The following is a 20,759-nucleotide window of genomic DNA, read 5'->3' on the forward strand; positions in this document are numbered from 1 at the left end:
TACCAATTAAACGGTAGGTAGGTGGGGTGGGGGGGGGGGGGGGGGTATTATACTTTTTTCATTCATTTTGTCAAGTCTCCTTTTAATGAATAAAAAAGACATCCGCCTATCTTGTCCGCCTTTGAAAGATAATAATAAGCGGATCCACACGTATATTACTTATATACAAAAAGAGTATAACTCTTTTTCTGATAGCTGTCCAGCAAGCGTTGGAATCCATGGCGGTTACTCATGGTTAGACATTTAAGAAGCATTGCGATTATGCATATTTTACAGTATAATGCGTTCGGTTATATTCTAAAGATAGTATGACTAAGGAGTGTAAAATAAAAGCCGTACAAATGGCACGGCTTTTATTTACTCAAGTTTGCGTTTGAGCAAACTTGTATATCATCTGCACGTTCTCACTTCGTTGCGAACGTGCGTAAAAAGTCAATCGAAAGTTGATACTTTCTTCTTGACTTTTTATGGGAGAAATGACAAATATGAAAATCAACAATTTCAGGCAGAAAGACCGGACGATAGAAAAGTATTTCAGTTATGCCGCCATATCGGTGTGTATGCTGATTATATCTCTTTTATTCACCGCTTGTCCCGGTACAACTCCCTCCTCCAATGGTGAAAAACCCAGTGGATATGATGCAGCAAACGGTATCGGTTCCGTACAAGGTGTAAATTTTGTAATGAAATCAATTGCCGCGGTAACCGACGGCAGTATAGGTCATAGTACAGAAGCGAATAATCCCCCGCGTTGGGTAAATTTAACCGCCTATCATATAAGCGAAACAGAAGTGACCCAAGAGTTATGGCAGGAAGTTATGGGAAATAATCCAAGCGGGTTTCAGGGCTCATGGAATCCGCCTGCTGCCGGTGAAGTACAAATGAAGCGTCCCGTGGAAATGGTTACATGGTATGAATGCATTGCGTTTTGTAATGAACTGACCAAGAAAACGAACAGTGGAGCAAGTACTACGTGCGTTTATTATAGTGATGCGGCGTTTACCGCAGTGTATACAAAAGATGATGCCAAGGTTCAAAAACTACCGTATGCAGATTGGTCAAAGAAAGGTTTCCGACTCCCTACCGAAGCGGAATGGGAATGGGCAGCAAAAGCCGGAAAGGATGATGCATGGGCAGGTACGATCATGCTGAGCGAGCTGAAAGACTACGCATGGATATCCGAAACCGGAGCCGATAACAAAACGCATGAAGTAAAGAAAAAGAAGCCGAATGCTTACGGATTGTATGATATGACCGGGAATGTAATAGAATGGTGCTGGGATTGGTACTGGAGTAATATGGAAAGCTATGATAAACAGGATCCTACCGGCAAGGAGACCGGCAGTAAGCGTGTTAACCGCGGCGGTAGTTATTACCAAGACGCTTCTGGGGCTACTCGTATGATCCGCTTTAGTGATAAACCTAATAGTAAATACAAGAATATCGGCTTCCGCATTGCCTGTCGGTCATAAACATTTCTTAAAATTTTCTTTAAACTGCAACAAGTAGACAAAGGATAAACTTTGGATGCTGTTGCAGTGAAGAACTATGCAGATCAATTTATTGTTTTTTTAGGTTGAAGCCCTTCCACAAAATACTTGTCCGGCAGTTTTGCGGGTTTGCCGGTTTTATCCACACACCCCCACGAAACGTCCGCTTCAGCACAGACATATCCTTCGGGATTTGTAATTACCTGCCGGAACGTTCCCGAAAGTTTGCCGAGTTTGATAGGCGTAACGTCAATACGGAGTTTATCGTAAAGCCGCGCAGAATATTTGTAGTGAATATCGATATGCGTTACATAGAGCATATAGCCTTCTTCGATGAGCCCGACATAATCAAAACCGATTCTGCGCAGGTATTCCATACGGGCGTATTCCAAGTAGTTTAAATAAACGGCATTATTTACATGATTATATGCATCCAGTTCGTAGCTTCTGACTTCTACTTCTATGGGGTGTGTCATAATTTTTATTCTCCTAATTTTAATCTAAGGAAACTCTCTAAAAGTCTCTCAATTTAATTCCCCTGCTTTTCCAACAAAGAATTAAAAAATACTACAATAATTTCACAAATATGTCATGAGCCGGTAATTATTTTTGCCATGATAAAAACTATAAATATTGATTACCCTGCTACTCCTTCCCCTCTGCCGTAATGTTCATCCTTTTTTCTATCTTTAAGAGGAACGGTATCGCTTCCGTTTTACCGGCAGCATCTTTGGAATTATCCATCGGCAGCTTTATTTCGAATGGATTATCATTCGACCACACTACAACCGAAAGCGTAAGGGCAGCATCTTTTTTACCTGAAAAATGAATGACAACCGGAAAACTCGGACGGGAAGAAGACACAAAGGTTGCCGTATCACCGGAAGCATTTTGTTCAAATCGAACATCGGATTCAAAAATTGCAATATCGTTCAGTGCGCTCAATGTTACGGAAAACGCTTCAATTTTTAACGGTGAATCAATGGTAATAGTCCCGATGCTGCGCTCAAAGTAATTTTCAAATGAGGTACGAACAGTTAAAAAACTATCCGCATTTTCTGCCTCACCCTGTGTATTACCGCGAGTATAATCCGTTATGCTTTCTTCCGCCGGAGAATCGATATATTTTTTTACTACGGTACTTTCATCCCCGTTAAGGCGTTGAATCAACATCCAGCGATTATGAGCGGTGTTTCTTGCTGTCGGCATAACAAATACCCAAAGCGTTAATGCAATAAATAGCCCGCCCATAACCTTACATTGAATCGGTATTTTTAAAAGCAGTTTAACGATCTTCTTTTTTTTATCAAAGCTCAAACTCAGCCTAATTAAAAATAAATCAAAAGGAACAAAAATACAGGCTGATGCAAGGTTGATAAAAAATATGATATGGAACATATACTCGCGATAAAGGATAATATGCGTCACAACCGGCATGAGCGGCAAAAACAGACACACAATAAATATAATTTGCAGCACAATATTTTTAAAATGATAAGCAGCTAACGAAACAAAATAAATCAGCATAAAGATGATCGAAAACGAAAGGTTAAAAAATGAAAAAATAAAAATATTCAACAAACAAACGACATGAGCAATAAATCCGTAAATAAAACGATTTGCCGGAAGTGGAATAAATTTATTAAATGCGGTAACGGTAAACATAAAAAACAATGCAAACACATATTTAATCAGCAGCGCTGTCAACGGAAATGAATTCAGCTCACTTATAGAGGAAAACCGCAGGTAAAAAAGCGCTTCCGTTATCTTGGAGCCTAAGAAAAAACTAAGCCAATTGACCAAGAAAAAATAAATCGGCATCCACCATAGTTTAAATAAATCTTTTATATGTTGATCTCGTTTTTTCCCGAATAAAAAGCTAAAAAACATCACCCATAGCAAAAATATAATTGACGATACAATAAGCGTGATGACGATATGCTGCTCGTTGATGATAATAAGTTTTTTATGCAGCTTCAAAACAAAATAATGAGTATCCCATTCATTACTCATACTCTGAATAACGGCAGGTGCAACCGAAGAAAAAAAATCCGACAAATCCGCACCGGTTTCTATTTTTATTGCCGGAATATTCGCTTCATTATAAAGCCGTAAAGCAGGGTCATCAGGCAGCCAACCGAGACGGTGAAACACAACCGCATTAGTATAAAAGTCAATAGGAATATTTTTTTGTTCCAAAGAGGCGTATACCACTTTCAGAAACCATGCAGGGGTTGTACCTTTCGATGTTCCCGTAATAATCCGTGCGCCATCAAACTTATCGGGGGCAACAAGACATACAGCGGCATTCGGATACGTGATCAAGGTTTGAATTAACGCCTTAGTACCTTCGTACCGCTTTACAGGAACATCAACCGGTAATTCGGAAATATCATTTTTCGTAATAGCAACAATGATATGGGTATCCGGCGCCTCAGCGGATAATTTTTGTGCATATTTTTGCAGTTGGAGAGTTATAGCAGTAGCTTGATTATCACTACCTGCCGATGCGGTAAAGACAATAACCTTATCCGTTTTAGGCCCAAATTCATAAAAAATATTTTCTGCAATCAGTCCTTGCACCGGAAAAAGAAGAAACAAAAATATCCAAAGATACCGAAATCTCGGCAATAAATAGTTATGCACACAACTCATAAACTGTCATAATCCTGTACCTTACCGGTTGAAAACCATATTTCGATACGCTTATACGAACGATTTATCCTTCGGACAATAGACGCAGCTTGTTGCCGTGCAGATTCCTCAGCAATGACATCAGGATGATATTTTTTCAATAAGTGTTTCCATGCTTTTTTGCAATAGTCAAGCGGAACACCCGGAAGTACTTGCAGAATAGCAAAATCTTCCGTTAAAGCATCGGGGACGGGTACACGTATCGGTTCAATCTTTTGTTCAGGTTCTTTGTATGTTCTTTTTTTAGGAACACGCCGTTCTATTTTGTTTCCGGCGCTTCGATATTTACCCTGCCGGCCTTCTACCGCTTGTTCAAAGGGATCGTCATCCGTCCCAAGTCTATCACGCAACAAACTGCCGAGGGTTTCGTAATAATCCGACATTATCGCATTTTCCTCTCTATAATATCATCAAACACGGCGCCGGAACCTCCGGTAACATCTTTCTGCAAAACCGATCCGATAAAATAATGTAAATACTCAGGGGACTCTCCGGCCGTTAAATTCTTTTCGGTTCGTAAAACGGCAATATCGCTGTTTGTCAGCACGGCGCCTTTCTGTAAATCTTTTATATAATGCAGCGAACGATTCGTTTTACCGTAATTATCTTTTTCCGCAGCAGCAAGTTTTTTTTCACCGTCACCGATAATGCGCTGTAGAAAATCTCTAGAATAGCCGTAACCCTGTGCCGCCTTAAAAATATCTTCATCGGACTTACCGGTTAATTCCCTTACAGTTTTTGACATCTGCAAAAACTGCGCGGGTTCCAACGCAACAGGATCATCAAGACCGGCATCGCTGCGGGAAAGACAAATATGCTTTTCGATAATGCAGGCGCCGCTCAACAACCCCGCTATCGGAACGGCAGCAGGATCAAGCGAATGATCGCTAATACCGACAGGACTGTTAAACAACATCGACAAGGATTGCAGCACAGCCGTATTATAATCCGTTTCCGGCGCAGGATACGCCGTTACACAATGAAGCAACGCCCGCATATCGGCAGGTAACCCGTTGCTTTCCAAACAGCTTATGGCACGTTCAATATCTCCAAGCCGAGAGACACCGGTCGAAAGAATAACCGGCAGTCTGAATGAAGCAACGCGCTCAAGCAGCGGAAAATGATTGAGCTCCGGCGACGCAATTTTGATAAAAGCCGGATTAAGCTGCCGCAATTCATCAGCTGAACGAAGGCCGAATGCCGAAGCGGAAAAAAGCATTCCAAGCTTATGTGCATACTGTGCCAATTCAGCGTAAAAATCAATACTGCACTCCAGCTCTCTAAAGCGTTCATAAAGAGGAATCCTTCCGGTCGGTAAATTCACAAAACCGGTATCGGGATGCAAAATTTCATCCGCATACACAATCTGAAATTTAACCGCATCGGCTCCGCTTTCTTTAGCAGCCACTACCAATTCTTTCGCCTTCTGCAAGCTGCCGTTATGCCCTGTTCCAATCTCCGCAATAATCAACACATGCTCTTGCGATGAAAATATGTTTTTTCCTACCGTAAACGCTTTTATCATACTGAGCTTAGTATAGTAAAAACCGCCAATTCTGTATATCACAAAAAATTTTCAGTAGCAGAGCTTTTCAGTCAAGCTATTTCAGTAGTCAATTCCTCATTTTCTCCACTGTTCATAACCTCTGCATAATCGATGTAAAACTTGTTTATAAGACCTATTCTACTGTGCATATCTTTTTCAGCTGTGCATAATGATACAAATTGTGCACAATTCAGACATCATTATTCAAGCGCTAACTAACGGCTAACCAATGCTTTAACCTAAATATCAAGAAATTCACAGCGCCTACTATTACTATTACTAAATTTATATTATAATAAAGATAACCTCTTTTTAGGAGAAATCATGAAATTTACATTTACTAAAGAAGTTTTACTAAAAGAAATGGCTATTGCTCAAGAAATCATTTCAAACAAGACAGCAATATCCATATTATCAAATGTCCTGCTCATAGCAAAAGAAGGCAGCTTAACAATCCGTGCAACCGATATAAAAGTAGCCTTTGAAACAAAAATTCCCGTCGATATTGCCGAAGAAGGTGCAACAACCGTATTCTGCGATAAATTTACCAGCATTATTGCTTCAATGCCTTCCGGTGAGATAGAAGCGGAACAAAAAGATCAAAAACTCATTATCCGTTCCATCAGTAAAAAAGCGAAATTCTCCCTTAAAACCATATCAGATAACGACTTTCCTCCTTTTACGGATTCTTCAAATGTTCAATTCTTCGAAGTTCCTGCAAAAGAATTTAAAGAAATGATAACTCAAACGATTTTCGCTGTTTCCGATGATGAAACTCGTTACTTTATGAACGGTGTCTATATGGAAAAGAAAGAAAACAATCTGATTTTTGCAGCTACCGACGGCAGAAGATTAGCATTTATTCAACATGATTTTAGGATTGCTTTACCTGATTTTAAAGGAAGTATCATTCCTCCTAAAATTCTTTCTATTGTACAACGACGATCGTCGGAAGAAGGCATGATTTCCATCGGAATAAGCGAAAAAAACATATTCTTCCGCTTCAATGCTTATAACTTTTCCTCGGTTTTAATAGACGGTCAATTTCCGAACTATGAACGAGTTATTCCCGAATCTCAAGCACATTGTTTTGAAACTAACTGCGATGATTTCCTACAAGCCTTAAAACGAGTTGCCTTGCTTGTAGAGCAAAAATCCAAACGGATATTCTTAAAAATTTCTGCCGGTACGCTCTCCATCACGTCAAATGAAAATGAGCTTGGAACGGCAAACGAAGAAATTCCCTGTAAATATGAAGGTGAAGAAATAACCATCGCCTTAAATTATATGTACCTTGAAGAACCGCTCAAGGTACTCGGTTCGGAAAATATCCGCATAGAATTTACCGATCCGATGCGTGCAATCACGTTACGGCCGGAAACAGATACTCATTTCTTTCATATCATTATGCCGATGCAAATGGAGTAGTATTTGTGCCGTTTTTGTCGATCTCTTTTTACAACTTCAGGAACCTTGAGGACAAGGCAATTGACCTCTCCGCTCCTGAAGTTTTTTTAGTCGGTCAAAATGGTCAAGGTAAAACAAACCTACTGGAAGCGTTATACCTTGCCGCTTATGGAAATTCCTTTAGAACCAGAAACGAAGCGGAAATATATAAAAAAAATACGAATGAATACAGTATTCGCGTCTTATTTAAAGAAAACGAAGAGCGGAGCCATAGCATATCGATTATTTCAAAAGATAAAAAAAAAATCATAGAAAAAAACTTAAAGAAAATTCACGACAGAAAAGATTTCATCTCAACTATTCCTTGCATTCTCTTTTGCCATGATGATTTGGATTTTGCGACAGGAGCACCGGAACGCCGCCGTTTTTTTATCGATCAATCTCTTTCTCTCTATGATCCGTCATATATCGATATTCTACGTAACTTTACAAAATTACTAAAATCACGCAATCTCGTATTAAAAGAAAAAAAGAGCGAAATACTGGATGTCATTGACGCGCAGCTCATTCCTATAGGCATACAAATTATAGAAAAGCGTCGTACACTTATTGAATCGTTCAATAATATATTCTCTTCTTTATATGAAAATATCGGTGGAATAGATTCCGTGATGATCGATTACAGTCCTTCGTGGAAATCGACGAATTTTGATGAAGTATTAATCTCATTAATAGAAAAACGCCAGCTTGATTTTACGATGAATACCAGTATGTCAGGGCCTCATCGCGATAAGATACGCTTTATCCGCAATAAAAAGCCCTTTGTACAAACCGCTTCGATGGGACAACAACGTTTACTTTCTCTTGTTTTGAGAGCGGCTCAGGCATATTTTTATACGGAAAAGACGAAACGGTTGCCCGTATTGCTGATGGATGATGTTCTTTTGGAACTTGATCCTGAAAAACGAAAAAATTTTACCGAGCATTTACCTCGTTATGACCAGCTTATCTGTACATTCCTTCCGGGAGAACCGTATCAAAACTACATACGCGAAAAAAGCCGTGTGTATATTGTTTCCGAGGGCAGCTTCCGTGCAGAATGACGTAAAAAAGCTTTCTGAGTTGATTATGAGCTATCTTGATAAGGTAGGGCTTTTTGAACAATCAAAAGTATTGGAAGTATATTCGTCATGGGCTTCTATTGTCGGAGAGAAGCAAGCTGCCCATTCCAAGCTGCTTGATATTAAACATCAAACGGCGGTTATTGAAGTTGATCATCCCGGCTGGAGTCAGCAGATTTTATTAAACAAGAAATATATTTTGCGAAACTTTCAAAAAAAATATCCTCAACTGGAAGTTAAAAATATTTCAGTTATTGTTTCATCGTATTATGAGACTTCTCATCAGTTTGGAAATATTGAAAATAACGATAGGACAGTTCCTGATAAGCAAAAGGCGAGTGAAAAAACTGCTGCACTCTCAATACAGCAAAAAATATCACTAGAAACTGATAATGCTATAAAAACGGAATTACCACAAGAAGTACAAAAGGCATTTGAAAGATTGAGGATGTCTATTAGCGAAAGAGATTAGAATAGAAAACAGCGGATGAGGGGAGTCGAACCCCCGTCACGAGCTTGGGAAGCTCGGGTAATAGCCGTTATACGACATCCGCAGAACTTTTAAACAATATCACCTGTTAGTATAGTACGTCAAGATATCAATTTGATAATTTTAATGAAAAAATGATAGCGACAATAAAAGAAGCAAAGAGTTTAACACGGGGCTGTCCTAAAAGTTTTGTTTTATTACCGATTGTATAGACCCTGCTTCACAGAACTAACCATATTTTTCGTTTTTTTTGATTATTTTAGGGGTAACCCTCGATTTATCCCCCTTATGCCGCCTTCTTTTCCTGTTCTTTGCGCATAAGGTTCTTAATATTATAACCAAGCAATAACAGAGCGATCTCTACTGTTACTTTTTCAGTGCTGCGTAAATAAAAGCGACGGAAGTGCTGGTTCCCTTTTATTTGTCCAAAGACCGTTTCGCATTCTACCGAGCGGCGTTTCATGATTTTCTTGTTCTCATCATCATCAAGCCGCTCATTGACTTGCTTCTTTTGGGCAAGCCACTTCTCGTTCCGCTGTACCGTTCGCCCTTCTTTCGCTTTGCTACACTTTTCCCGTAACGGACAACCTTCACAACTATGGCACTGATAGATATCAATAGTATGGGTATACCCGTTTTTCGTTTCTTTCGTCACGGTTTTCACATACGGTACTCTGTTGCCGGCTGGACAGGTGTATGCTTTTTGCTCACTATCATAGTCCCAATTTTCACTATTAAAGAGCTTCTTCTTAAAACTCTTCTTCCGCTGTTGATGATAGCTTCCATATTTTACTAATGCAACACTTCCATTTCTCTCAAGATACTCATAGTTTTCTTCACTACCATACCCTGCATCTGCTATCACCATTTCAAAGGTATGCTCTAACCGTTTTTGTACATTATCAATATGAACCGGTAAGGTTCTCATATCCGCAGCATCCGCAAATATATCATAGCCTATTGCAAAGGTATTCTCATTGCCTACTTGTACATTGTAGCCGGGCTTTAACTGCCCGTTCTTCATCGCATCTTCTTTCATTCTCATAAAAGTGGCATCATGGTCGGTTTTAGAAAAGCTGTTTCTCCCATTAAAGGTTGCGTTGTATGCTTCATATTTTTCTTTTCGCGGCAGCAGCTCTGTCTCAAGTGCTTTCTTTGCTTTCTCCAGTTTTTTTTAACCGTTTTTGCTTTTGTTTCACTATTCTCTGCCAACGCTTCAAGCTTGTTGTTTATCTTTTGCGCAACTTCTTTGATCTCTTTACTCGTAACCTCTGCTCCTTCTCCGAGCTCTTCTAAATCTTTATCGCCATATATCTCATTTTCTTGTTCGGCTATCGTATTTATTTCTTTTATCAGCTCCCTTATTTTTTCGTCCAGTTTCTTTTCGTACTTTTCTACCGACCCTTTCCATACAAATGTATATTTGTTCGCCGCACTTTCTATCTTTGTTCCGTCCACAAAATACTTCTCTAGTTTGACATAGCCTTTTTCATACAAAAGCTTTACCGTTGCGGTAAATACTTCTTCAATCACACTTTTCAGCCTTTCTCCTCGAAATGCATTGATTGTTCTAAAGTCAGGTTTTTGGTTTGCTGCCAGCCACATTACGTTTACATTTTCTCGGCATTGTTTCGCAATCTGCCGCGACGAATAGGTGCCGGTCAGATAGCAGTAGATCAATACTTTTAACAGCATCTGCGGATGGTAGCGGCTTGCTCCCCCTCCCGTTGTGTAGGCTTCAAACAGGGCTTTCAGTTCTATTTCATCCACCGTTGCGCTGACTACTCTTACCAGATGATTCTCCGGCACCAATTCTTCTAAGCTCGGGGGCAATAGCCACCGTTCACTTTGATCATACGTCTTAAACGTTATTTTACTACTGACTCCTCTACTCATATCCTGATTTTATCACGTCTTTATACTTTTGGGACAGCCCCGTGTTGGTTAACAGTGTTTTTTATTTTTTACCCGGAATACGGTATCTTAAACCAATACCGAATTGCGGCATTACATGAATACTTGTTGTCTCACTTACAGGTATGTATCCAATATTGTATGTACCAAAATTCACACCAAGACGTGGTGCTACTTCAATAAATAAATTAAATGCAGGGATATTTTCAAAATTAACCTCCCAACGGATGGGACAAAGAACTGATATGTCAAAAGAACTTGGTATAAAAAGTGAAAAAAAACTGCTCAATTCAAGTGCAGGTCCTATAGTAAGAGGACATTTTTGGCCATTTATAACTGGTTCCCATACTGTAAAAAGGACTCCACCGCGAATATTTAATCTACGTGCATAAAATGGAATACCTGTCGAACCTGCTAATAGATCAAATTCAATGAGGTCATTAAATTCATGGGAATAGGTTAAACCCATGAAAGGTAGTCCAACCCAACCACCTATTTTGTCTATTCCTCCATTTCCATTACCGCCGCTGGCACCTTTTTTGCTAGTATCCTTTGCTGCTGCAAAGGTCAGTGAACTTGCTAAAAGTGCAAACATCACTACAAAAAATATTTTTTTCATATATCCTCCTAGAATATATTTTTTTTAGATTATCTTCTCTTTATCGAAATGTCAAGTAAAAAAAATTTTCAAAAATTATCAAGATAAATATTTTTACAATAATGACTTATGTTATTGCTTTTATAATTAAATCTCAGGAAACTATGCTAAAAAATATTGAAGCATTAATTTGACAAAAGAATATATGTGTATTACTATGTGTATTGTGCGGTGTATATATGAGAACAAATATCGTATTAAATGATGCGCTTGTAGCCGAAGCTTTTAAATATTCTGCAAATATTCATACAAAAAAAGAATTAGTTGAAACTGCATTACAAGAATATATTCAAAATCGAAAAGTAAAAGATATTAGAGATTTAAAAGGTAAAATAGCTTTTTATGAAAATTATAATTATAAAGAAATGCGGATCGGAAAATGATTTTAGTTGATACCTCTGTTATTATTAATTATTTGAAAGATCAAAAAACTGAAGCTGTTGAACAATTTGAATATATTCTTGATAAAAGGTTGCCGTATGGAATTAATACATTTATTTATCAAGAAATTTTACAAGGAGCGAAAACAGACAAAGAATATAATATTTTAAAAGAGTATTTTGAAACAATTCCGTTATATCATTTAAAATACGGTAAAGAATCTTATGAACAAGCTGTACTGATAAATATTAGGTGTAGAGAAAAATGCATTACCATTAGAAGTACGATAGATTTGTTAATAGCAGAAACAGCAATAGAAAATGATTTATATTTACTGCATGATGATAATGATTTTATAAATATGGCAAAAGTAATAAAAGAATTAAAATTATATGAATAGGGCATCTCTAAAAACTCGGTTAGATTTTTAGAGATGCCCGACGAGTTTTGATTTAAGTCTTTGTAATTGAATGACTTAAATCAAAACATCGCAAATTAAGTCTATGGTAAACCTCTAAAAACTGAAGTTTTTAGAGGTTCCCAACAGCTGCTTTCTTTCAATTCTGTATAAAATGTTTCACGTGAAACATTCAAGAAAAGCATTTTTAAAAGCGATTAAATATATAGTATAAATCAATAACCTTGGCGTAAGACATCAGGGAATAACCAACAACCCCAATGCTCGCGTCAGTGTATTAAATCCTCGCGCACGAATAAATTTTCTGTAAAAAGAAAAAGCCCCTCAAATATGTGAAGGGCTTTTTGTTAAGATTTCAGCTAAACTTAAAGTTCTTGAAAGTAACTATGAATTAATACGCTCTTGATATTCATTCGATTCGGTGTTGACCAATATCTTTTCACCTTGCTTAATAAAGAGTGGAACACGAACTACAAGCCCTGTTTCGGTAGTAATGGGCTTTGTTGCTCCTGAAACGGTATCACCCTTTACATAGTTTTCGCTTTCTGCAACTTCAAATACCATTTTTGCAGGTATTTTTACATCGATAGGGTTGCCTTCCCAAATAAGGATTTCGTATTCATCACCTTCCCGTAGATAGTATTTTTTATCGTTGATAATATCTGAAGGAACTGAAATCTGATCATAGCTTTCCGTATCCATAAAGAGATAGCTTTCGCCATCTTCGTATTGATATTGTCCTTTGTGTGTATCCACTGTTGCGTCTTCTACAGTGTCTGCCGTTTTGATTGTTTGGGTTAAAACAGCCCCGTCTTTTAAATTCTTCATTTTAACACGAGCAAATGCAGCTCCCTTTCCGGGGTTTACAAATTCCCGTTCGACTACCAAATACGGACTACCTTTGTGTAATAATACCGTGCCTTTTGCAATATCGCCGCCTCTAATCATATTTCACCTCATATAACATAGATTGGTATTTCAAAATCTGTGTGAAGGGAAGTTCAAAAAGTGATAATTTAAAAGGATTTTCTTTTCCGAACTATCTGTAAATTTTATAAATCATTATTGTATAATGATTTATTTAATAAACAGGCTTGTTTCACAAATAATCTTTTTGAATATACCGAATATAAAATAATATCAGTTTTTTTTAACTTATACAAGTTAGGTATTTTCTTGATAAAAAGAAAATCGGAAAAACTATCCTCCATAGGCAGAATAGACTTTCATTCCTTTTTTCCACACCGTTCTACACGATATACTAAGGATTGTTATCCAGCCGAATGCTTTGCATAAAGAAAAAAGAGCAGTATGCATCGGCATATCATCAAGTAAAAGACTTACAGGAATATGCGAGATAAAGGCAAAGGGGAGGTTTTTTAAAAAGGTAAATACGGATTTTGGTAAAAGGACGAGCGGGAAAATAATACCGGCGGAAATATTTTTAAATACCCGTATCGACGTATACAGCGAGGAAACTCGAGAAAAATAAAAACTATAGAGCGCTATCAAAAAATCAATTAAAAAATTGATAAGATAACCTGCGGCCAAAAAAGCTGTAAAAAATACAATCTTCCTTGCAGATATCGTAAACACAAAATATCTTTTTAGCACAAAATATAAAACCGCAATTGGAAGGGCATTCATAACAATAAAAACAAAACGATACGGTAAATCGACGGCAAGTTGATACAATGTATAGTTATACGGTTTTATCAGATACTGATTGAGAGAACCGAGTCTTATATCATCTGAAATTTTGAATACGGAAGTCGTCGAAGTAATATTGTATGTAATCAACGTTAAAAAGTAATACGACACTATTCCGCTTGCTTCAAGAGGAATGGTGCTGCTCTGAGCAGTAACGGCAAGCCACAATAAGACATTAACGGTAAAAGGAACGAGCGAAAACAAAAATCCTGAAATAAAATTAGCACGGTATTCCAATTGATTTGCTAAGCTTATCTTAAAAATTTTATAATAGGTATTCATAATCTTTTCCTATAGTGAATTAAAAATAGTGTCTTAAAAAATCACTCATCTGCTTTGTACAATTTTCTGATAACGTCTTCCATGGATATATTTTCAATAGTAATATCGCTTAAATCTTCAATAAACTCATTGGAAATATTTTTTAGTATATCTAAACTTTCAGTTGAATCCGCAGAAATTTTTACCGTATCGTCAGCTGTTTTTTCTGCAGTGCCGACTCCTTTTTGTTGAAGCATAGTTATTATTTTTTCAGCTGCCGGAAATTTTAATTTGAGGATAAAATATTTTTGATTGAGAAAGGTGTTTTTAAAATTAATAAAAGAATCCGAGTATATCTTTTCTCCGTTATTTATCAAAATCAATTCACTGCAAAGAGAAACAATATCGTTAAAATTATGACTTGTTAATATAAGCGTCGCATGATACGTACTGCAATAGTGTTTTAAAAAATCCCGTATATTGTATTGCGTAATGACATCGAGCCCTATCGTAGGTTCATCAAGAAAAATAAGTTTCGGCTTATGAATTAGCGCAGCTATTAATTCCATCTTCATCCGTTCTCCCAAAGACAGCCGCCTCACCTGAACATTCACCTGTTTCTTGACCCCGAGTATTTCAATCATCGTATGCAGCGTTTTTTTGTATTCGGCACCTTCAACTTCATAAATCGTTTTATTGAGCTCAAAAGAATCAACGGCAGGCAGATCCCACCAAAGTTGGCTCTTGTTCCCCATCACCATCGAAATTTGTCGCAGGTACTCTTTTTTCTTTTCAAAGGGATTATAATGCAAGACATTTAGATTTCCTGTCGTCGGAAGTATTAAACCGGATAGCATTTTGAGGGTCGTCGTTTTTCCCGCGCCGTTTAAACCGATTAACCCCGTTATCGAGCCATGATTAATTTGAAAAGAAAGATTTTTTACCGCAGGCTTATACAATTTTTCACGTTTAAACAAGTTTTTTATACTGCCTTTCAGCCCTGCCTCTTTTTTATAATACGTATAACTTTTGCAAATATTTTCTGCAACAATAATCTTTTCGCTTCTAACTACATGATCCGACATAACGCTTTACTCCTTTTTTAAAAATAAAATTTGATAATAACAAAAATAGTACATTTAAGATAAAAGCATAGAAAATAGCGCGCACAGATAATTGTTTAACGATGAACAAAACAGGGAAATTAAAGCAAACAAACAAGGGAATAACAAAGGTTAGAATTTTTTGAATCACTTTCGGATATATCTGCATCGGTTTATTTCCAATAGTAATTAATTCCGAGCCTATCCCCATAACAATATCCATCCGCATAAACCAAAAAGCAAGGCTCATCAATATAAACATAATCGAATAAATTAAAAAAAGACCATTCAGTGAAAGCAGAATATACATCACTCCTTTTAACGGTGTGATAGGGATATTTAATTGTATAAGACAATATATCAAACCAATAGTGTTGATGGCGATGTTTTTTATTTGCGGAATATCGAATGCATGACATGAAATATTAAAGCGCGGATTTAACGGTTTTAATAATATAAAATCCAAGGTGCCGGTATTGATCATTTCGGGCAGTCTTTTTAATCCCGGTACTATCGCAAAAGTAAATACAGAATCCGTCAATCCGCCCTGAAAAGTCAACATCAGCATTTGATATTTATCCCACCCGTTTATCGTGTTGGTATGAATAAAAATCGTGTCTATAAAAATGATATACATAAAAAGCCATACAAGCTCAAAGGTGCCGCCGCTTATAAAATCAAACTTATATTCCAGTAGATTCATAAGGGAACCTTTAAAATAGGCTTTTAATAGTAGAAGATATCTTTTCATCAAACAGTGTATCCTATCCGCCTAAAATAAGTTATAACGGACACTATCACGGAACAGCGACAGCTATATGTCGTAATTGGATAAAACCTTTTGAGAAATTCTTCAGTAAGGGAAATTTCTGTTATGGAGAATACTGCAAAGTGTGTTATAATAAACATAAGATATTACGGAGAAAAACTATGTTTAATATGAAAAAGAACATCACATTGATTATGCTAAGTATTGCACTTTTTACGGGCTTTAATTCTCTGCTTTTTGCAGAAAAAAATAAGGAGAATTCTATGTCCTATGTAGGAAAATGGGTATTTCATTCAATTATGAGTATGGATGAAAGCGACAGAACTACGTTCCTTAATGCCGAGGAGTATCTAAACACGTTGCCTGATTTCATCGATAAAAATAATACAGCTGCAGTCGAAGAAGAACGACGCGAGAGAAAGACTAGGATAAACTCTGTGTTGGAAATTTGTAAAGACGGTATGATTTATATGCTTATGTCGATTCCTGATAATGTACCTCAAGAAAAAATTGATAAAGCCGTCGAAGCGGGGGTAATCACGCTCCGTCATGGTATGATGATGCTTGGTAAACCTCAGCCTTGGGAAGACAGGAACGGTGAGTTATGGGTACAAATCGGAACGGTTGATTTTTTTGACGGTCAAGGCCAAAAACCTAATTGGGAAAAATGTGTTATCGAAAACGGTCTATTGACATTTGTTACGACCCGTTACAAAAAAGCCGAGTAATCAGGCTTGCAATATGGAGTTAACACAATATGAATAGAAAAATTATATCGATTATTTTCACTCTTGCCGTTTTAACTGCAGGAGCTTCCGCTCTTTTTGCAGAGGAACCTGTAACGATCAAAACGCTCTTTAAACTCTTACCTGAAAAAGCATTAAAGCCTGTTTTTGATAATTTTAACTTGGATACGGCAAACAGGGATTCGTACATTGAGGTCTGCGATGAGAAAAACCGGTATTTGAGCCTTAAAAGCAAATACGGTTTTGAAATGTGTTATTGGGATGTAAAAGGCGGTAAAAAACTTATTTTGGTAAGTTACGACGGTGCCGGCTCTGGAGTCTTTTATCTTTACAATAAAGGCAAAATTTCCGAAACGAACGATTTCGGCATAAAAACAGTAAAAGAACAGATCAAAAAAAGCCCTGCATTTCAAGGTATGAATGATTTGATACGTTTTTATCCGCTGCGGGACAACACTTCGCTTGCGGTAATGATAAACCAACTTGATTGTATGATTTTTAAGTGGAAAAATGAAAAATTTGTCCGCATCAGCGACTATGTGCTAAAAGAAACCGATGATGAAGCAGATGTTTACAGTATATTATTGAGCGGTTTTGTAAAAGCTCTTAATGCCCATGATGCGGCTTCTTGTTTACAGTATATTAAACCTGAATATATCGCATTCCAATGTATGGATATGCTTCAAGGACGGACTGAACAATTCATTTGTAAACTTATTGCAGGCCAAACTGAAAACATTGGCTACATTGCACCGAATAGGCTGGAAGATATAAAAAAGGCAACCTACAGCTTAAATCCTAATGCACCCGATAGCGAGCCTGACTTTATGATTATTATTGAACTTATCGACGGGCGTACCTACACCTATTTTCCCAAGGTTGAAAATATTGAAGAGGCTGAAATATATGGGCTGCCAATTCAATATCTTTATCTTGTCGGAGCGATGGAATAAAAAAGGAACCGCTATCTGTCGTAATTGGATAAAAAAATTACATTTTTTTACAAAAGTTTTTTTACCAGCTTTAAGAAAGCCGGTATTAATGATGCTATCATAACAACATTGTAAATAATGAAAACCGGAAGAATTTTACGAATATTTTTTTTATTAAATACCAACATAGCTATACCTAGTATAAACAAAATAATTGCCACATAGCCAAACATTATTAACTCTTTCATTGGTAAAGAAAGGTGAGCAAAATAAAACAATATCATTACAATTGCAGCTAATAACGCAAAAAAATATAATAGTATACCTAACTGATTTGCGACCGATTCAATATCATATTGTGCCTTTTCTTCATCCGGCATAGTATTGTACCCTGCTATTAAGTCATATGCTTTTAATTCTCTAATTATAATACCGCCGCCGGCGAATGAAAGGAACATTAATACTAAAATAATATATAACATAAAGCACCTCCGAACACTCTAGTGTGTTCATTCATTTCATAAGCAAAATCGAGCATTATCATAATTAGCTAAAAAACTTTTTGCTGTTTTTACAAGTTCCGCTTGATAATCTTTAGGAGATACGACGGTAACTGCATTCCCGAAGCTGAGGAGTAAGGCCTTCCACAACCGTTCTTTTGCAGGAACACGGATATGGGTTTTATATTTTTGAGACGGCAGCATTTCGATAACGGAGTCGGGAAAATACTCTTCGATGAGTGGAATTTCCGTTTCGGAAAAAACGATTTCTATATCAATGCAGGTCTTGTAATACGCAAGTTCGGCTTCTCTCATCCTCTGCTGTATATCGCCGTGATTTGCAGCGGCAGTTTCTTTTGAGATGGCAAGCGTTTGAATCCGTGCAACTTTAAAAGTTCGATACTCTTTTGTTTCTTTAAGGTATGTAAACAAATACCACGCATACCATTTGTAATGAATGGCAAGCGGTTCCGCACAAATATGCGAACTTTTTCCTTCTGAATTACGGTAATCGAATACGATATATTTTTTATCGCTTATAGCTTTTTCCAACAGCAGATTGAAATCTTGTACTTTTTTATTTTCTTTTGTAACGCTAAAATCCCAAAAGACTTTTTGCCCGTCTCCTTTTTCGATAATTGCATTGTATTTTTTGATTAAAGAGTTTAAGCTCTCGTTTGTGTATGACGTTGCAAGGCTTTCCAACGCATTGACAATGATTTGCTGTTCGCTGTTTTTGACGGTGAGGTTCTTTATTTTATAATGTTCTAAAACGGCATAACCGCCATACCTTCCGCCTAATGTATACACCGGTATACCGGCTTCAGCGATACTCGCCATATCGCGCTGAATAGTCCTCACCGATACATTAAAATACTCGGCTAAGTATTTTGCAGAGACTTTTTCATGATTTAATAAATAGATAATTATTTCAAGGAGCCGTTCAAGTTTCATAGGGTGAATACTTAATTGTATATAACAAAAGCATATATCGGTCAAGGTAAAAAATCAGACTATGCGTTACGATGTCATAAACGATATTGCTGCGTTACAATCACAACTTTTTTTGCACAAAAAATATCCCGCGCTCGGTAACAGCGTGCGTTTCATTTTCATTCATAATCTGCTCCTAATGGATTTGATTCGTTTACGTATTGGCTGCCATTATATCAAAATAATTCCAACTGCGCATTCGTCTTTCCGGGGATTTTATCAAAAGCGCTTAAATACGCAAATATGACATCAGGGTTGGTTTCTATCCCGTTTTCTTTGCACCGCGCATGGAAGATATTCATTAGGCGTGTATTGTGCGGACTTATAACGGAATAGCGAGTACCGTAACGCTGGATATATTGTTCTTTTAAGCCCGGAAACGCTGCATCAAGTTTTTTATAAAAATATTCGCGGTTGCCGTCTCTGAGCGTTAAGCCCATGCCGAAACAGATGATGCCGCGTACTTTTGCTTCGATACAATACTGTAAAATACCTTCAAGATTTTCCACCGTATCATTGATGAAGGGAAGAATAGGCGTAAGCCACACAACGGTGGGTATACCTGCGTCGCGTAGCGTTTTAAGCACGGTAAAGCGTTCACTGGTAACGGCAACATTCGGCTCAAGTATTTTGCACAAGCTATCGTCAGAGGTGGTCAGTGTCATTTGTACAACGCATTTTGCTTTGGTGTTTACCGCCTGTAAAAGTTCGAGGTCGCGCAATATGAGCGGCGATTTTGTTATTACAGTAAAACCGAAACCGTAGCGGTAGACAGTCTCTATCGCTTTCCGCGTCATACCGAGTTTTTCTTCCAGCGGCATATATGGATCGGTCATAGACCCGGTACCAATCATGCACTTATTACGCTTCCGCTGCAAGGCATCGTCGAGCAGCTCTATTGCATTTTCTTTTATTTCTATATCTTCAAAGCTGTGGGTTATATGATAACACTCACTGCGCGAGTCGCAATAGATACACCCATGCGTGCAACCGCGGTATAAGTTCATCCCATTTTTCGCTGATAAAATTCCTTTTGCTTGTACAAAGTGCATCTGTTATTCCTGAAAATTCGGCAGTGTTTGTGTCGGCAACTGCTAAAAACCGCAGTTGCTAGAAATGGCTGTTATCGTGTTCGATATTTTTTCAAGGCTTTGTTTTACACCGATTTTGCATAATCTCTTTTTGCATAAAATATATGCAATATATGTACAATCTTTTTTTCTGACTTTATAAACCATACTTGGATTTTAGTTCCGCAACTGCATCATCAACATTGGTAACACGGCCTTCTTTTACATCCTGCTCCGCTGCATTCAGGTTATCATACAGACGATCGAAAAAAGAGTTTCTTTCAAACGTTTCCATACTCATAATCACCATATCACCGTAACCGTTTTTTGTTATAAAAATAGGTTCATTACTTTCATGACACAAGGCGGAAATATTTGCAGTATTCTTTAAATCACGTATCGGAACTATTTGCGGCATAACTATCCCCCCTATGGCATGATAATACCATAATCAACAACCCCGACGCAAGCGTCGGGGTATGTTGTTCTCATAAGGTGGTTACAGTCGGCTTTAATACCCTTTGTTACGACGCAGAGCGTCGGGGTATTAAACCCT

Annotated in this window: 23 protein-coding genes and 1 tRNA gene; 8 read left to right on the plus strand and 16 right to left on the minus strand. The window is 37.5% G+C overall.

The features are described 5' to 3' along the window. Positions 1–485 precede the first annotated feature (485 nt). Complete coding sequence (locus ABK01_RS01335) at positions 486–1,472, plus strand: formylglycine-generating enzyme family protein (protein ID WP_253675937.1); 987 nt, start codon at positions 486–488, stop codon at positions 1,470–1,472. An 83-nt stretch (positions 1,473–1,555) separates the two neighbouring features. Here the strand turns inward: ABK01_RS01335 and ABK01_RS01340 are convergent, their stop codons facing one another. The 4 genes from ABK01_RS01340 to ABK01_RS01355 all read right to left on the minus strand — a co-directional run bounded on the left by ABK01_RS01340 (position 1,556) and on the right by ABK01_RS01355 (position 5,709). Continuing rightward, a complete protein-coding gene (locus ABK01_RS01340) occupies positions 1,556–1,966 on the minus strand; it encodes an acyl-CoA thioesterase (RefSeq protein ID WP_253675938.1) in 411 nt (136 codons plus the stop codon). A 169-nt stretch (positions 1,967–2,135) separates the two neighbouring features. Further along, positions 2,136–4,145 carry a hypothetical protein gene (locus tag ABK01_RS01345; protein WP_253675939.1) on the minus strand — a complete coding sequence of 670 codons (2,010 nt, stop codon included), beginning with the start codon at positions 4,143–4,145 and terminating at the stop codon, positions 2,136–2,138. Then, positions 4,142–4,567, minus strand: a complete 426-nt coding sequence (locus ABK01_RS01350) for a J domain-containing protein (RefSeq protein ID WP_253675940.1) — start codon at positions 4,565–4,567, stop codon at positions 4,142–4,144. The genes ABK01_RS01345 and ABK01_RS01350 overlap by 4 nt, the downstream gene beginning before the upstream one ends. Continuing rightward, the gene (locus ABK01_RS01355; protein WP_371922026.1) at positions 4,567–5,709 is read right to left on the minus strand and encodes an N-acetylneuraminate synthase family protein; all 1,143 of its coding nucleotides are present in this window, start codon (positions 5,707–5,709) and stop codon (positions 4,567–4,569) included. The genes ABK01_RS01350 and ABK01_RS01355 overlap by 1 nt, the downstream gene beginning before the upstream one ends. 345 nt (positions 5,710–6,054) lie before the next feature. On the opposite strand from ABK01_RS01355, the gene dnaN reads away from it, so the two are divergent. From dnaN to ABK01_RS01370, 3 genes are read left to right on the plus strand one after another with little or no spacing between them, the layout of a single operon-like run. Beyond that, positions 6,055–7,158, plus strand: a complete 1,104-nt coding sequence (gene dnaN, locus ABK01_RS01360) for a DNA polymerase III subunit beta (RefSeq protein ID WP_253675942.1) — start codon at positions 6,055–6,057, stop codon at positions 7,156–7,158. 5 nt (positions 7,159–7,163) lie between these two features. Next, a complete protein-coding gene (locus ABK01_RS01365) occupies positions 7,164–8,240 on the plus strand; it encodes a DNA replication/repair protein RecF (protein WP_253675943.1) in 1,077 nt (358 codons plus the stop codon). A 25-nt stretch (positions 8,241–8,265) separates the two neighbouring features. Further along, entirely contained in the window at positions 8,266–8,730 is a 465-nt protein-coding gene (locus ABK01_RS01370; RefSeq protein ID WP_253675944.1) for a DciA family protein, read from the plus strand. Between the two features lie 10 nt (positions 8,731–8,740). On the opposite strand, the gene ABK01_RS01375 is transcribed toward ABK01_RS01370, so the two are convergent. The 4 genes from ABK01_RS01375 to ABK01_RS01390 form a co-directional block, all read right to left on the minus strand. After that, a tRNA-Gly gene (locus tag ABK01_RS01375) sits at positions 8,741–8,812 on the minus strand. 222 nt (positions 8,813–9,034) lie between these two features. After that, complete coding sequence (locus ABK01_RS01380; protein WP_253675945.1) at positions 9,035–9,793, minus strand: transposase; 759 nt, start codon at positions 9,791–9,793, stop codon at positions 9,035–9,037. Then, positions 9,790–10,644 (minus strand): transposase, encoded by an 855-nt coding sequence (locus ABK01_RS01385; protein WP_253675946.1) that lies wholly within the window; start codon positions 10,642–10,644, stop codon positions 9,790–9,792. Before ABK01_RS01385 ends, ABK01_RS01380 begins: the two co-directional genes overlap by 4 nt. A 61-nt stretch (positions 10,645–10,705) precedes the next feature. Next, complete coding sequence (locus ABK01_RS01390; protein WP_253675947.1) at positions 10,706–11,281, minus strand: hypothetical protein; 576 nt, start codon at positions 11,279–11,281, stop codon at positions 10,706–10,708. Between the two features lie 218 nt (positions 11,282–11,499). Between ABK01_RS01390 and ABK01_RS01395 the strand changes: the two genes are divergently transcribed. Together ABK01_RS01395 and ABK01_RS01400 are read left to right on the plus strand one after the other, a co-directional pair. Next, positions 11,500–11,703: a type II toxin-antitoxin system VapB family antitoxin gene (locus ABK01_RS01395; protein WP_253675948.1), complete on the plus strand. Its 204-nt coding sequence runs from the start codon at positions 11,500–11,502 to the stop codon at positions 11,701–11,703. Beyond that, entirely contained in the window at positions 11,700–12,101 is a 402-nt protein-coding gene (locus ABK01_RS01400) for a type II toxin-antitoxin system VapC family toxin (protein ID WP_253675949.1), read from the plus strand. Before ABK01_RS01395 ends, ABK01_RS01400 begins: the two co-directional genes overlap by 4 nt. A 402-nt stretch (positions 12,102–12,503) precedes the next feature. Here the strand turns inward: ABK01_RS01400 and efp are convergent, their stop codons facing one another. From efp to ABK01_RS01420, 4 genes are all read right to left on the minus strand, one after another. Beyond that, positions 12,504–13,067, minus strand: coding sequence for an elongation factor P (gene efp, locus ABK01_RS01405; protein WP_162664678.1), 564 nt, complete (start codon positions 13,065–13,067; stop codon positions 12,504–12,506). Positions 13,068–13,319: 252 nt separating this feature from the next. Further along, positions 13,320–14,111 (minus strand): ABC transporter permease, encoded by a 792-nt coding sequence (locus tag ABK01_RS01410; RefSeq protein ID WP_253675950.1) that lies wholly within the window; start codon positions 14,109–14,111, stop codon positions 13,320–13,322. A 41-nt stretch (positions 14,112–14,152) separates the two neighbouring features. Then, positions 14,153–15,175 (minus strand): ABC transporter ATP-binding protein, encoded by a 1,023-nt coding sequence (locus tag ABK01_RS01415; protein ID WP_253675951.1) that lies wholly within the window; start codon positions 15,173–15,175, stop codon positions 14,153–14,155. After that, a complete protein-coding gene (locus tag ABK01_RS01420) occupies positions 15,156–15,944 on the minus strand; it encodes an ABC transporter permease (protein ID WP_253675952.1) in 789 nt (262 codons plus the stop codon). The genes ABK01_RS01415 and ABK01_RS01420 overlap by 20 nt, the downstream gene beginning before the upstream one ends. Positions 15,945–16,123: 179 nt before the next feature. On the opposite strand from ABK01_RS01420, the gene ABK01_RS01425 reads away from it, so the two are divergent. Together ABK01_RS01425 and ABK01_RS01430 are read left to right on the plus strand one after the other, a co-directional pair. Beyond that, a complete protein-coding gene (locus tag ABK01_RS01425; RefSeq protein WP_253675953.1) occupies positions 16,124–16,690 on the plus strand; it encodes a hypothetical protein in 567 nt (188 codons plus the stop codon). A 29-nt stretch (positions 16,691–16,719) separates the two neighbouring features. After that, positions 16,720–17,661 (plus strand): hypothetical protein, encoded by a 942-nt coding sequence (locus tag ABK01_RS01430; protein ID WP_253675954.1) that lies wholly within the window; start codon positions 16,720–16,722, stop codon positions 17,659–17,661. Positions 17,662–17,708: 47 nt separating this feature from the next. On the opposite strand, the gene ABK01_RS01435 is transcribed toward ABK01_RS01430, so the two are convergent. The 4 genes from ABK01_RS01435 to ABK01_RS01450 form a co-directional block, all read right to left on the minus strand. Further along, positions 17,709–18,122, minus strand: a complete 414-nt coding sequence (locus ABK01_RS01435) for a DUF3784 domain-containing protein (protein WP_253675955.1) — start codon at positions 18,120–18,122, stop codon at positions 17,709–17,711. A gap of 36 nt (positions 18,123–18,158) precedes the next feature. After that, the gene (locus tag ABK01_RS01440; protein WP_253675956.1) at positions 18,159–19,094 is read right to left on the minus strand and encodes a helix-turn-helix transcriptional regulator; all 936 of its coding nucleotides are present in this window, start codon (positions 19,092–19,094) and stop codon (positions 18,159–18,161) included. Between the two features lie 215 nt (positions 19,095–19,309). Further along, the gene (locus ABK01_RS01445) at positions 19,310–20,185 is read right to left on the minus strand and encodes an SPL family radical SAM protein (RefSeq protein WP_253675957.1); all 876 of its coding nucleotides are present in this window, start codon (positions 20,183–20,185) and stop codon (positions 19,310–19,312) included. Between the two features lie 175 nt (positions 20,186–20,360). Beyond that, entirely contained in the window at positions 20,361–20,621 is a 261-nt protein-coding gene (locus ABK01_RS01450; protein WP_253675958.1) for a type II toxin-antitoxin system Phd/YefM family antitoxin, read from the minus strand. Between the last annotated feature and the right edge of the window lie 138 nt (positions 20,622–20,759).

The sequence above is a fragment of the Treponema sp. OMZ 305 genome, assembly GCF_024181325.1.
In the GTDB taxonomy this organism is placed as follows: Bacteria; Spirochaetota; Spirochaetia; order Treponematales; family Treponemataceae; genus Treponema.

Excerpts from the sequence above, each read along its gene's own strand:
- ABK01_RS01345 (WP_253675939.1), bottom strand. The coding sequence starts at position 4,145 with ATGAGTTGTGTGCATAACTATTTATTGCCGAGATTTCGGTATCTTTGG.
- efp (WP_162664678.1), bottom strand. The coding sequence starts at position 13,067 with ATGATTAGAGGCGGCGATATTGCAAAAGGCACGGTATTATTACACAAA.
- ABK01_RS01395 (WP_253675948.1), top strand. The coding sequence starts at position 11,500 with ATGAGAACAAATATCGTATTAAATGATGCGCTTGTAGCCGAAGCTTTT.
- ABK01_RS01420 (WP_253675952.1), bottom strand. The coding sequence starts at position 15,944 with ATGAAAAGATATCTTCTACTATTAAAAGCCTATTTTAAAGGTTCCCTT.
- ABK01_RS01370 (WP_253675944.1), top strand. The coding sequence starts at position 8,266 with ATGAGCTATCTTGATAAGGTAGGGCTTTTTGAACAATCAAAAGTATTG.
- ABK01_RS01340 (WP_253675938.1), bottom strand. The coding sequence starts at position 1,966 with ATGACACACCCCATAGAAGTAGAAGTCAGAAGCTACGAACTGGATGCA.
- ABK01_RS01380 (WP_253675945.1), bottom strand. The coding sequence starts at position 9,793 with ATGAGAATGAAAGAAGATGCGATGAAGAACGGGCAGTTAAAGCCCGGC.
- ABK01_RS01415 (WP_253675951.1), bottom strand. The coding sequence starts at position 15,175 with ATGTCGGATCATGTAGTTAGAAGCGAAAAGATTATTGTTGCAGAAAAT.
- ABK01_RS01355 (WP_371922026.1), bottom strand. The coding sequence starts at position 5,709 with ATGATAAAAGCGTTTACGGTAGGAAAAAACATATTTTCATCGCAAGAG.
- ABK01_RS01435 (WP_253675955.1), bottom strand. The coding sequence starts at position 18,122 with ATGTTATATATTATTTTAGTATTAATGTTCCTTTCATTCGCCGGCGGC.
- ABK01_RS01410 (WP_253675950.1), bottom strand. The coding sequence starts at position 14,111 with ATGAATACCTATTATAAAATTTTTAAGATAAGCTTAGCAAATCAATTG.
- ABK01_RS01400 (WP_253675949.1), top strand. The coding sequence starts at position 11,700 with ATGATTTTAGTTGATACCTCTGTTATTATTAATTATTTGAAAGATCAA.
- ABK01_RS01430 (WP_253675954.1), top strand. The coding sequence starts at position 16,720 with ATGAATAGAAAAATTATATCGATTATTTTCACTCTTGCCGTTTTAACT.
- ABK01_RS01425 (WP_253675953.1), top strand. The coding sequence starts at position 16,124 with ATGTTTAATATGAAAAAGAACATCACATTGATTATGCTAAGTATTGCA.
- ABK01_RS01445 (WP_253675957.1), bottom strand. The coding sequence starts at position 20,185 with ATGCACTTTGTACAAGCAAAAGGAATTTTATCAGCGAAAAATGGGATG.
- ABK01_RS01450 (WP_253675958.1), bottom strand. The coding sequence starts at position 20,621 with ATGCCGCAAATAGTTCCGATACGTGATTTAAAGAATACTGCAAATATT.
- dnaN (WP_253675942.1), top strand. The coding sequence starts at position 6,055 with ATGAAATTTACATTTACTAAAGAAGTTTTACTAAAAGAAATGGCTATT.
- ABK01_RS01335 (WP_253675937.1), top strand. The coding sequence starts at position 486 with ATGAAAATCAACAATTTCAGGCAGAAAGACCGGACGATAGAAAAGTAT.
- ABK01_RS01350 (WP_253675940.1), bottom strand. The coding sequence starts at position 4,567 with ATGTCGGATTATTACGAAACCCTCGGCAGTTTGTTGCGTGATAGACTT.
- ABK01_RS01440 (WP_253675956.1), bottom strand. The coding sequence starts at position 19,094 with ATGAAACTTGAACGGCTCCTTGAAATAATTATCTATTTATTAAATCAT.
- ABK01_RS01390 (WP_253675947.1), bottom strand. The coding sequence starts at position 11,281 with ATGAAAAAAATATTTTTTGTAGTGATGTTTGCACTTTTAGCAAGTTCA.
- ABK01_RS01385 (WP_253675946.1), bottom strand. The coding sequence starts at position 10,644 with ATGAGTAGAGGAGTCAGTAGTAAAATAACGTTTAAGACGTATGATCAA.